This window comes from Microcoleus sp. BROC3 (genome assembly GCF_036702515.1).
Lineage (GTDB): Bacteria > Cyanobacteriota > Cyanobacteriia > Cyanobacteriales > Microcoleaceae > Microcoleus.
In genome coordinates, this window is record NZ_JAUBTQ010000066.1 from 1 (window position 1) to 10,720 (window position 10,720).

16 protein-coding genes and 1 pseudogene are annotated in these 10,720 nt (G+C 45.2%); 6 read left to right on the forward strand and 11 right to left on the reverse strand.

The features are described from left to right. Positions 1–275: hypothetical protein (locus tag QUB30_RS28625; RefSeq protein WP_333340814.1), on the forward strand; the 275-nt coding region annotated here is incomplete at its 5' end. 177 nt (positions 276–452) lie between these two features. Here the strand turns inward: QUB30_RS28625 and QUB30_RS28630 are convergent. Beyond that, positions 453–893: a hypothetical protein gene (locus QUB30_RS28630; protein ID WP_333340816.1), complete on the reverse strand. Its 441-nt coding sequence runs from the start codon at positions 891–893 to the stop codon at positions 453–455. A gap of 180 nt (positions 894–1,073) precedes the next feature. Continuing rightward, positions 1,074–1,283: a hypothetical protein gene (locus tag QUB30_RS28635; protein WP_333340818.1), complete on the reverse strand. Its 210-nt coding sequence runs from the start codon at positions 1,281–1,283 to the stop codon at positions 1,074–1,076. Between the two features lie 317 nt (positions 1,284–1,600). On the opposite strand from QUB30_RS28635, the gene QUB30_RS28640 reads away from it, so the two are divergent. Beyond that, positions 1,601–1,888, forward strand: coding sequence for a KGK domain-containing protein (locus tag QUB30_RS28640; protein WP_333340823.1), 288 nt, complete (start codon positions 1,601–1,603; stop codon positions 1,886–1,888). Here the strand turns inward: QUB30_RS28640 and QUB30_RS28645 are convergent. The 4 genes from QUB30_RS28645 to QUB30_RS28660 all read right to left on the reverse strand — a co-directional run bounded on the left by QUB30_RS28645 (position 1,885) and on the right by QUB30_RS28660 (position 3,586). Next, positions 1,885–2,154, reverse strand: coding sequence for a hypothetical protein (locus QUB30_RS28645; protein WP_333340826.1), 270 nt, complete (start codon positions 2,152–2,154; stop codon positions 1,885–1,887). The two genes, QUB30_RS28640 and QUB30_RS28645, sit on opposite strands and share 4 nt — an antisense overlap. A 71-nt stretch (positions 2,155–2,225) precedes the next feature. Beyond that, positions 2,226–2,513 carry a hypothetical protein gene (locus QUB30_RS28650; protein ID WP_333340829.1) on the reverse strand — a complete coding sequence of 96 codons (288 nt, stop codon included), beginning with the start codon at positions 2,511–2,513 and terminating at the stop codon, positions 2,226–2,228. 6 nt (positions 2,514–2,519) lie between these two features. Beyond that, positions 2,520–3,194 carry a hypothetical protein gene (locus tag QUB30_RS28655; RefSeq protein WP_333340832.1) on the reverse strand — a complete coding sequence of 225 codons (675 nt, stop codon included), beginning with the start codon at positions 3,192–3,194 and terminating at the stop codon, positions 2,520–2,522. A gap of 71 nt (positions 3,195–3,265) precedes the next feature. Next, on the reverse strand, positions 3,266–3,586 hold the full coding sequence (locus tag QUB30_RS28660; protein ID WP_333340835.1) for a hypothetical protein: 321 nt from the start codon (positions 3,584–3,586) through the stop codon (positions 3,266–3,268). Positions 3,587–3,762: 176 nt separating this feature from the next. Between QUB30_RS28660 and QUB30_RS28665 the strand changes: the two genes are divergently transcribed. After that, entirely contained in the window at positions 3,763–3,972 is a 210-nt protein-coding gene (locus tag QUB30_RS28665) for a hypothetical protein (RefSeq protein WP_333340838.1), read from the forward strand. Here QUB30_RS28665 and QUB30_RS28670 read toward each other — a convergent pair. Genes QUB30_RS28670 through QUB30_RS28685 form a run of 4 tightly spaced genes read right to left on the reverse strand, consistent with a single transcriptional unit; the run spans position 3,964 to position 8,981 of the window. Further along, positions 3,964–5,493: a hypothetical protein gene (locus tag QUB30_RS28670; RefSeq protein ID WP_333340841.1), complete on the reverse strand. Its 1,530-nt coding sequence runs from the start codon at positions 5,491–5,493 to the stop codon at positions 3,964–3,966. The two genes, QUB30_RS28665 and QUB30_RS28670, sit on opposite strands and share 9 nt — an antisense overlap. Next, positions 5,493–7,607, reverse strand: a complete 2,115-nt coding sequence (locus tag QUB30_RS28675; RefSeq protein ID WP_333340844.1) for a hypothetical protein — start codon at positions 7,605–7,607, stop codon at positions 5,493–5,495. The genes QUB30_RS28670 and QUB30_RS28675 overlap by 1 nt, the downstream gene beginning before the upstream one ends. Continuing rightward, complete coding sequence (locus QUB30_RS28680) at positions 7,600–8,427, reverse strand: hypothetical protein (protein ID WP_333340846.1); 828 nt, start codon at positions 8,425–8,427, stop codon at positions 7,600–7,602. The genes QUB30_RS28675 and QUB30_RS28680 overlap by 8 nt, the downstream gene beginning before the upstream one ends. Before the next feature lie 5 nt (positions 8,428–8,432). Next, entirely contained in the window at positions 8,433–8,981 is a 549-nt protein-coding gene (locus QUB30_RS28685) for a hypothetical protein (RefSeq protein WP_333340849.1), read from the reverse strand. A gap of 212 nt (positions 8,982–9,193) precedes the next feature. On the opposite strand from QUB30_RS28685, the gene QUB30_RS28690 reads away from it, so the two are divergent. Genes QUB30_RS28690 through QUB30_RS28700 form a run of 3 tightly spaced genes read left to right on the forward strand, consistent with a single transcriptional unit; the run spans position 9,194 to position 10,478 of the window. After that, entirely contained in the window at positions 9,194–9,766 is a 573-nt protein-coding gene (locus QUB30_RS28690; RefSeq protein WP_333340851.1) for a tyrosine-type recombinase/integrase, read from the forward strand. An 8-nt stretch (positions 9,767–9,774) separates the two neighbouring features. Beyond that, positions 9,775–10,113: a hypothetical protein gene (locus tag QUB30_RS28695; protein WP_333340855.1), complete on the forward strand. Its 339-nt coding sequence runs from the start codon at positions 9,775–9,777 to the stop codon at positions 10,111–10,113. Beyond that, positions 10,113–10,478: a hypothetical protein gene (locus QUB30_RS28700; protein WP_333340858.1), complete on the forward strand. Its 366-nt coding sequence runs from the start codon at positions 10,113–10,115 to the stop codon at positions 10,476–10,478. The genes QUB30_RS28695 and QUB30_RS28700 overlap by 1 nt, the downstream gene beginning before the upstream one ends. Here QUB30_RS28700 and QUB30_RS28705 read toward each other — a convergent pair. Beyond that, positions 10,475–10,720 (reverse strand): annotated as a pseudogene (locus QUB30_RS28705) (hypothetical protein); the annotation flags it as partial. The gene QUB30_RS28700 and the pseudogene QUB30_RS28705 sit on opposite strands and share 4 nt — an antisense overlap.

Below are 10,720 nucleotides of genomic sequence, written 5' to 3' on the forward strand. Positions count from 1 at the left end.
GAATCCCCAGAAATAATATGAAGAAGCGTAACGATTTGATTTTTTACGGCAGCGGGCTTTACGAAATAGAAACCGAAACTCAGACGCAATATAGCTTGCGGTGCTACTTAAATTTTGCCGATTCAAAGCTTATTGCTGGGTGGGTGGACAAAGACGCTCCCGGAATGGAAAACAAGCGCATTCCCGGCGACGATTGGTCCGCCGTGCAGCTTGCAATGGTAAAAGCCTACGAAAGAGCGCCCAAAGGTTTCGATCCGCTCGATCTTGATATATGATTGATTTGGCTGGCAGTAATCTTGCGCTGTACAAGTCTTGAGGGATGCCAGCCTCCCCGTCCCTACCAGGGATTGAAATATAGCGGGGATGTATCTCATCAACCTAAAACCCTATCAGGGATAAACAACACTATATGTAGTAGCAATGCAGCTTCCTTGCGATACATATAGCGAATGTCAGTATTTCACAGTTAGGGGCAAACTTTTCACTTCGCTGTCTGCGATCGAAGCAAGACGATCGCAAAATTGCCGCCACCCTTCCCAATTTTTCAAAACCACGCATCCCGCGCTACCCGGATAATTAGCATCAAAGTGAAGGCCCAACTCGGCTCGAATTCCTTTATCTGAAACCACCGGGTCGGGCGTAATGTGAAAAAAATCGCCCTCTACGCCGCGAGTTTCAAGATAGTAAGGCTCGGTTGGGATTTCATATTTTCCCGCTGGAATGGGCCCTTTCCCTCTTACCCACTCGTCACCCGGTCGCTGCCAGTTAGCGCAGCCGGAAGTGGCTAAATAGTCGATCTCCCTTCCGTCTGGATAACAAAGCTGTAAATTTCCATAAATTAACTCGGACGATTGAGCTAATTGCATTGTAAAAATTAAATGATGTTGATTCATTTTAATCTGTCTCTTAATTGGTCTATTAGTAATTGCATTTCCGCAAGTGTTTTTTGTCCTGATACTAAATCACGCAGATTAGCAATTAACATTCCCTGTACATATCCGTACTCCTTACAAAGGCTTTCATAGCATTGCAACAATTGCAGCCGACTAACTTTATCGTTGCTTAACAATTGATTAGCTTCGTGGATAGTCATTTGATGATGGCGGCGATGATTTGGGCGAGGGAACTAACAAACCTATTAGACCAGGAATGATTGCCCCTAAAACTGGCACTAGAAGCATCGGGTCTTTGTCTTGAATAGCTAAAGCCAGACATCCGGCACTAATCATCATTACTGACACGCCTAAACTTGCAACAGTGAAGCGATAGGAGTATTTGTCCACTTAAAATCCCGTATTTTCGTTGTTGTATTCGTTTAGCAAATCATCTTGAATTTCGTGTATACCTCCTCGCACATGATAATCGTGATGAATTTTCAGATAATTTTGGATGTCGCGAACCTCAGCTCGTTGACTTATGTACAAGCTGCGAAGTACAGTAAGCTTGCGCTGAATATTTGCCAAAAGTGTCAAAACTCCTCTAGTTACGTTCCAAAGGACAATGAGACTGATTAACGAGGTTAAAAATGTCCCAACTAACGAAATAACATCAGTAAGGTTTTTCATTGTGATAAATTTAGTTTGTTTTTACCAATAAAACTATGGAACCTCAATTTCAACCCTTGGACAATGAAAATCATGTGTTTTACGTGTTAGAGCCGCAAGCCACTCTTCATGCTCGCAGCGATAAAACTTATACGACCCATGATTTCCTAGAAATTATTTCAAGTTTTTTGAAAAATTACGTGTTTGCGTCAGGTTTCGATTTGTGGACAAAAACGGGTGCGCGGTGCAATTTGCTTAAAATCGGGTCAAACGGTTGGGTTGCAGGTAAAATTCGGGTCAAAATTATTTTAGAGTTTGCGCCAGACGACGAATTTAGCAATTAACCCACTTCAACTTTTAAAGCATATGACGGCTCGCTAATAACCGACCGACGAAACGGGTAGTACCTTTTAACCTGAATTTTGTAAGTTGCTAAACCCGATTCGACATAATCGGCAAGAACTGGCAAATTCAACAAAGTACGGTTAGGCGACGGGTAAATAACGTTTGCTTTTTCTTCAATTGGTAACTCGCCGTCTATTTGCCACAACCTGCGAACTAGCAACCGAGATTTAATTGACGAAATTAAACCAGTTGAAACGTAGGTCAATCAAATCAAATCTTGGTCGATGGCGTTTTGATTGGTTTGCCGCCAAATTACCTCATCTGGAAAAACTATTCCTAAATCAAGCCAAGCCATTCGTCGCCAAGCTCCCACAAATCTAAGGAATTATTATGTTCGTCTGTCGGTTCGTTTGCGTACCCGTCAACGTATTCAACAAATCGATCAGCTTCGCCGCCTAACAAATATTCTTGCAACTTGTTAGCGTTTGCCATTTCCGGCAAATGGTTGGGATTTTTTTGGATGAGGTGCATAACCTCGCAAGTTCTACTTGCCGCTTCTTGATAAAAAAACGGCAAGTTAGCGAGCGTTTCCGCAAATTCGTGATGGTGCGGTAACAACAGCATATTGTTTTAGTCAATGCTAAATTTACGAGCCTCGCTGGTGCCCGACCAGCCAGCGGGTAAAGTAGCGCTGTCACCGATAAAAGTTTCAATTCGCAGCGTACCATCAGTAGTCGAAAGGCTTCTAAAAGCACGTCCTGGGCGTGGCAAGTCAGCGCGAACTAACAAACTGCGAAATTCTAAATCGGTGTTGGGAATAGTAATCCCTAGTGCAGTTGCTTCGGCTGTTGAAATTTTATTGAATTGTTGAGCCGGCATTCTCCATGCCCAATTTAATCCGGATGTAGTAACAACCACTAACATACTACCTTTCGCCGCTTCGCCTCCGGCGATAGGAGTTCCAAAAGCTGCGGATTTTTGAGCAATTTTGCCTTGATAAACCTGACGTTTTACAATTTGCCACCGGCGGCTGGCAATTGCTGTCGCTATTGACGAAGTAGAGCAAAGAGAAGTAATTCCTTCCTTCTTTTTTTTCAAGCGAGCAGGTCTAGGGCGTCCGTTTTTGCCTGTACCTACAAAAACAGGTTGCGTGCCGCCTACTAACGTTTCGGCAGGTACTTGCCCCAATTCTGAAACTTCGCTCGCGTCAACGTTCGTTTTAAAAACATAAAAAGCGTTAACGCCTCCAACAAGCATATTTACTGCTCGCAGGTTTCTTGCCCCGTAAATATTAGTAATTGCCATTCTTGATTCTTTGAGTAGTTTTTATTAGCTTGAAATTTAACTTTTACTACCCATTTATTGGGTAGTAAAAATTAACCGACGATTGGATAAACGTCAGTTACGGTGGTTTGTTGAAAGCTCGTTAAAGTGTAAGTTTTTGGTCGCACTGTTTTTGTGGTGGTAGTTTGTCCGGGCGGCCAAAAAATGCTTTGTTCGTTGCCGAGCCCGACGACTAGGGATAACACGTCGGTGCCAGCGGGGGCAGTTGCGTTAAAAGCTGCTTGAGTCGCGTTAAATGCGTCAAGCATATCGACAAGCACTTTAATTGCTTGGGCTGTGCCAGGATAAGCCGTAGTATCGAGAGTAACGCCGGCTGGTAAATTAGCAGTCAACTGAGTAACGGTAATTGACATAGATTTTTATAAGAATCGTTGTGTGCTGTGTTTTTACCTTAATCAGCTCAATCCTAAGCTGTCAATGGCTAAAAGGCTTGTTGTGAGCAACTTTCGACATACTGGTGCTATTACTGAACCCTAGGGTTGCTCCGTAGCACTTACGATCGCGGTGATACTGTGTAAATTTTTGTAACATGAATCTAACCCTTTACCCAAAACTGAGCACTCGCAGCAAAAAAGCCTTAACCCGTAAAAACGGTCGTTGGGGAAAGCTTTACATTTACAGACCTCGCGGCATTTTGTTGGAACGGTTGGCGCGCGAAACTAATCTAACAATTAGCCAGGTGCAATTGCAGTTAGAAAAAGAACGAGAATATTTAATTGCTCAAAAAGACCTAACCTAGCAGTGGCAAGTTAACAGGCGCATCGTCTGTCCACAAGTTAAACTCTATTCGCTGCTCTTCCCAAATGTTGCCCGCTATATCTTCTCTTCCTTCTAAATCGGCAGCGCGTTTTTTCCAAACCAATACCGCTTTTGTCGGGTAAACAAGGTAGGGCAACGATCGCCGTCTTGGCGTTGGGTCTGTGTAACCCGAATCTCGCGCACCGTTGGGCAATATTTCAGCAGTTGAAAGCACTAACAATTCTTTAATTTTTTGAAGGCCTTCATTTTCCGTACTTGCATAACATTGAACTTGCCGCCCGTTGTTTAGTCTTGCAGTAACAAGTCTTTGGCCGCTCGTGTACTGTTTTGCCGCTCGTTTTATTTCTTCCCAAGTTAATCCGCGCTTAACATCAGGAATGGTAATTTCGCGGCAACGAACCCTTTTACCCGATGGCATTCGCCACGGGGGGGCAATTTTTTCTCGAAATTCAATAAACAAGCTGCGTTCTTGGACGCTAGGAGTAATGTATTCATCTGTCGGAGTTCCGTTAATTAGGACTCCCACGTCGCGATTGCCGAGCATTTGGTGAGTTGCAAGCACGTTAACGATTGTGGGGCGCAGTACAGCTTCGGGGCCGCTGAGAATAATTCGCTCGTCGGGCGCAGAGCGATCGGGCGTAATTTCCACAGTGCGATCGGCTCCAAGCACAGAATTTTGCTGCATTGCTTGCTGGGCGAGCCAAGCATCAATCCCGCCCGCTACTGCGAACCCCGCTTCTATACAAGCTTCCGAGCCTTCCTCAAGCATCTCCTCTGTAAAGTTGCGCCAGAAAACATTAGGAATTGATTCAATTTTTTTCTCTACCGCTTTGGCAATTGTCCAAGATTCGCCCGTTCCCCAATTGTCAAGAGTTCCGGAACCCAAAACAGCCCGCAGCCCCTGGCCAAAAATATTGTTAGGGTCTTTGAGAGCGCGTCGCACATCTTTGTAAAGCCACAAGAAAGTTGCTTGCGCCCCCATGCGAAATCCGGCATTTATCACTTCGCTAGCAGCGTCTAACATCTCGTCCAAAGCTTGCTCGCCAACTTCTTTCAATAAGTGAGTGCCAAGCGACTGGTTAAATGAAAAAACTGCCGCTGCCGGAACTACCCCGCATCCTACCCATCCGATCGCCCGCCCAACTGCACCGCCCAAAATACCGCCAAAGGAATTCCACAAGCCCTCAACTTGTTTGTCTATTGCAGTATCTGACATATTCCAGTCAAAATTGTACAAAAATTGAACACCGCCAACTACCCAACTCCAAAGCTTTGTAAAACTAAAAGAAATTGCGCTACTAATTGCAGAAATTAAAAAATTACCAAAGCGCACGGCTCCATTAATAATAGTTTCTAGAAATCCGCCGCTGCTTGAGGTGGTAATAGCACTTGCCGACCACGTTCTAATAAGATTTCCGCCAGTAGAACTCGATCTAATTTTTCGCGATGCCAAATCCTTAAGAATCATCCCTATTTTAGGGATAGCCTGTGCAGTTGCCATTAGTTATCGCTCCCAGCTTGTGAAATGTTATCGCCGATTTGTCGAATCCTCGGGCGGCGGTCTGGGGTTTTTCCGTATGGGTTTTGAATGTCGGTAATTCCCGTTGTATTCGTAAATCCGCTTTCGGCGCTGTCGATAAAATCTTCAAAGTTTTGTGCGGGATTTGGCTTACCCTCGCCGTCTGTGGGTTTTGCGGGATTGTTAATAGAGTTTGCCAAATCTAAACTGCCTTTTAATATCCCTAGTAGTTGCGATTTTGTATCTTTTTTAGTGTCGATTCTTTGCCAGTGTACGGCGCGAATTACCGCCGCAGCTTGCAACAAATCTAAAAAGATATCGCGTAGTGTTTCTTTTTCTGTGTAATCTAATCCCTTTACGTGAATTTCAGACTCTGCGATTAATTCGTGGATTGTTTCAGCGCCAGGAGTGAAGCACGAAGGCACAGTGACATCAATTTCCGTGCTTTTAAATGCCATGTATTTGATAATAGACTTTGACGCTAAATAACCTTTAATTGCTTCCTGTCTGGCAAGCCCAGACTCGACTAAATTTTTTGTTGCAATGGCAAGCACCGCATCAATGTTGGTGGTTAATGACAGCAGTTGCCCTTCAATTTCGGCAACAGACTCTGCTAAGTTTGGAAATTTAACGGATTTACCCTGATCGCCTTCTTGAGTAACGTCAGCATCCTTCACATTTATCTGTACCTCCCACTGTCCCCAGCGCTCGTCATCGCGCCTAAACTGCCAGTCGAGCAAATCTACAAAATCGGCGATCGGCACTTGTGCGGGTTCTGCGGGCGCTTCGCCTTCTTTGGGAATTTCTTGAATAATAGTTGCGGGAAGTTGACCGGGGAATTTAGCAATCCCCAACCTTGTGTAAATAGCTCTTAGAAATTTAAGGTTTTCTTGACAGCAAGTATCCATAGCAGCCTTTTTCCTTGGTGGAGGGTTTGGAAAAGGAGCAATCAAAACAGGCGGTGACGGTGTGGGAGTGGGTAGCGAACCATTCGGACAAAGTGGCGCGGGGATTAAATCCTCTATTGTGTATTTATAATTTCTTCCTATTCCTTCAAAAGAATAAGGTTGTCCCGTCCAGCTTGGTTTCGCTGTAAATTTAGTGCGTTTAAATTCCCATTTAACTTTAACTGTATAAACAATTGGATTGGCGTAATAACTTGAACCATTAGAAGCTATATAAAGCCACTGTCCGACATATCGTGACTCTTGTGGATTGCTGCTGGGTGCAAAATTTGGAAAGTAACCGTTAAATGTCAATTCTGATGTTAACCAATTATTCTCACCCCAGTAATAATTTGCAATAGAGATTTCCTTTTCTATCGAAACTTGATTGTAATCGCCTCCCCACTCTGGGGCTTGATGAAAAGTTGCGTTGTAAGTTATATTTTTAAGTCTTTGCATATAAACTTTTTCTATCAAATCCATCTCGAACCATTGAGTACCTCGATCGAAATACTCCCCAGTTTTGGGATTGTGATGTTCGCCCTCTCCAGCAACTTTCCATTCTCCTCCCACACATTTTATGTTTGATATTGGTGTTGGTGTTGGGGTTGGGGTTGGTGTTGGGGTTGGTGTTGGGGTTGGTGTTGGTGTTGGGGTTGGGGTTGGTGTTGGTGTTGGCTTTTTGGGTGGAGAACCAAAACCTAAACTAATTTCTATTGGAGAGAAAGGAATTTGATAGGTGAATTCAATTCCTATATTCCCTTTGTTAGAAGAAACATTAATTCCAAATCCTCCGATTTCTCCCCCAACGCTTCCTCCTGTTATTTCCCCTGTACTGGTATCTATAGTTGTTCCGCCACTAACTCCTAAAAGCCCGCCCGGTAATTCGGCGCTGCCGCTAATTGAAATAGAATTTTCTGAAGGATTGCCGCTGACGCTAATTGCTATCGGGCTAACTTCAACGCTTACTCCGCCCGTGACAGTTATGCCGCCAATATTTGCAACTTCTTGAGTAACGCCAATGCCACCGCTTGTTACCGAGGGTTGCGCCTTGCGGCCGATATCCACGCCGCTATCCTTGCCGAGGTCGATTTCGCTAGACCCCCTTGTAGCGCTTGGCGAAAGCCCTGATTTAGAGCTCACCCTAGCCATAGCTCGCTTCTACTCCCGAAATTCGAGAGGGATTTCCTTGAGCGATCGCCCACAGTTCGCCGGTCAAAGTTTGTTCGGTCAAGTTGCCTCCACCATTGGCAGCCAAATAAATACCGCTGCCAACTGCGACGCTAGAATTGCCGGCAATCCAAATGTCTGCATTTCCGGTGTTTGTTGCGTAAATAATTGCGCGGTTGGCATTTGCCGTTTTGAAGCGAGTAGGTACGCCTGCGGGTATATCCGCGCCGTAAGGAAAGGCAGTCCCGACCGTTTTGATTGTGGGTTTAGCGATTAAATCTAAATTAAATCTAAAATCGCCTTCTAAGTTGATGTAATCGCCGACACCGAGAACGCCGTGCCCGTAATTAATAATAGAAATTCCGAGCCGATCGTCGGGGCTTAATAATTTTAATTGGTTGATTGTCAGATAAGGGATTGTGAAAGGTATCGTTGTTTCCCGCCCTTTGTTTTGCAACCTGGCCGTTGCTAAAGTTGACCATGCTCCTGTACCCTTGCGAGCGTGAAACCTTAACCCTACAAACGGATAATCTTCTTCAATTGCAAGCATCGCAGCGATTTTCTCTGCTGAATTCATCTCCGGAAATATTTCGGGGAAAGGTGCTTGCTGGTAGGATGGCAAATAAATAGCGCCGCTGAAAGCTTCTAGGTAAAAGCTTTTTCCTAAATAATAAGAAGTAGACAAAGCATTGTATTCGGCAAAAGCATCGGCGCAATTCAAGATTTCAATAATGCCCGTGCCGTCGGCGCTAGTAATGCTGCGCCGAAAAGTTTTGGTGTTTTCTAGTTGATTTTCTGCCATTGCCATTAATTCAAAAACACCTTGCCTTCAATTACGCTGCCGCCACCGGGCAAACTGATTACTTCGATCGGGAATTCCAGCAAAGCGCTAAAAGTGGCATTGCTTCCGCCGCTTGCCGCTAAAGTGTGAACGCAGCGGGTAATTACGGTTTTGTCGGGATTGAGCTTTCGTGCGGGGTCAAGTTCAATTAGTTTGAGAGCGATTACCCCTTCCATTGCTGCTTGTGCCAAATTGGGCGCGCTGCTGCTGCCGCTCGTGCCGCTAGTGAAGGTGGAACCAGTTAAGTAATGAGCTGCGGTGTAAACAGTGTTGCCACCCGCTGCATTGCTGGCCGCTACGTTTAAGAGCAGGTCGATCGCGGCGGTTTTGGTTGAAAGGTTTGCAGTAATTGTTATTCTGTCCGTCCGTTCTGCGACCCTCGTTAAGTTGTTTTCTTCCTCTTCCAGCAGTGCCAATATTCCATACACGTAACGTTCTTTACTCGCTGAACCTTGAGGGTTAGCGTGCGATGTTCCGGTCACAGAAGCGCCAGCACCAGAAGTATGAGCCGCCATAAATAATTAAAATAGAATCTTACTTTTCCAGTCTAAGTAACAAATTGTTACCCTCAGTTGCGGTAACAAAAACTTAAGAAGTTGCTGAAATAGATAAATTAGCAACTGTTTAAATAAAACAAACAACCAAAATTCAACGGTTTTGGCTGTTACACTAGATGAAGCGCCTAAATGGTTGCTGATTGATAGATGTTTGCCTGGAATGAGCAACCGTGAAGATTCTAAGAATAGGACAAGCTACGCCGCTTTGTCCAACGACGTTTAACAAAATTAGCGACCAGTTTAGGGCAGATGTTTACAAATTATTTTTAGCATTGGCTTGGTACACTGGAGAAAGACCTGAAGCTATCTTGCGAATAAATGTCAATCACGTTTACGCAGACGTGGCAAAGCGTCAACCGCGTGACACAGTAATTTATCCAGCCTACAACCGCAAGGATAGAAAAACTCGGCAAGTAGACACGCACAGGGCTTTAAAACTAATGCTCGCTGCCTACAAGCCACCCGAAACGGGTTTTTTATTTCCATCTCTCTACAGCGCCGACAAGCATTTAAGCCGACAAGCTGTAGACAAAGCTTTTAGACGTGCAGTCAAAAAAGCCGGGTTGGAAAATCAAGGATTTAGTTTGTACTCAGCTCGCAGGGGATTTATTACGCGACTTAACGAACAAGGCTGCGATATAAAAATAATTCAGCGGATAACAGGACATAGGAGCATATCTTCGCTGGTGCGATATATAGAAGTGTCCGATGCTCAACTGAAAAATGCAATTGATAATTTTTAGAATTAAAAATGACCTTATTTAATCCGAGCCAAGTACAACCGCAGCAAGTTGCCAAATTTCCTGGTGGCAGCTCCATTACGGAATTTGCATTAACGACATCACCAGTTACGGTTTTGCCCGATCGCAGTATTGCCAATAACAGGCGGGGGGTGCTACTTTTCAACGACGGAACCGCCAACGCCTTATTTAGTTTGGGTACAAGTGTTTCGGCAACGGCTTTTACAGCCGAATTGTTGCCAGGGGGATACTTTGAGGATTCACCAAGCGCTCCTTGGCAAGGTCCTGTGATGATGCGGAGTACCAGCAGCCCCACTACTATCAATGTCACCGAGTTGGTACTTATCTGATGCCGCTGAATAATCCCGTCACTGATCCGCAAATACCTCAGCCGATTGCCCGAGATAGCGAAATTGCAGCAGCACTTATTAAAACCCTTTCTCTCCTCCCCCGTACCGGGGGAGGAAGTAACGCAGATGCTAACACGGCGATTCAAGGAGTTTCTGCAGGGTTTAAGTGGATTGACGGCGGCGCCGCCGTTTTTTCTAATTTCCCTGCTACCACGGGTGTTAGTGGATGCCTCATTCAGATTGACGGACTGTGGGGCACGACATCAGCCGGTCTGTATTGCATACAATTTCACAGCACTTTAACAGTCCTCTCGTTCCGCGCTCAAAACAACGGCACTTGGGGGGCCTGGCGCACTCTGGGTTAGTCGGCAAGCCTGCGAAGAGTAGCGGCAATTTGAGCTGCGGGAATTCCCGCCGCTAAGAGCGATCGCACTTCGGCAACTTTTGCCTGGGCGATCGGGGAATCCGTGTTGCCGCCCCGGATGTGAATGTGCCGCATCTTGAAGCCGTCGCGATAAGAGAACCGAAAATATTCACCACTGCGGGCCGTGCCGCGAGGCTGGTAAGTAGATATTGCTCTTGATACAGAATCATCCTCAGCAACCTC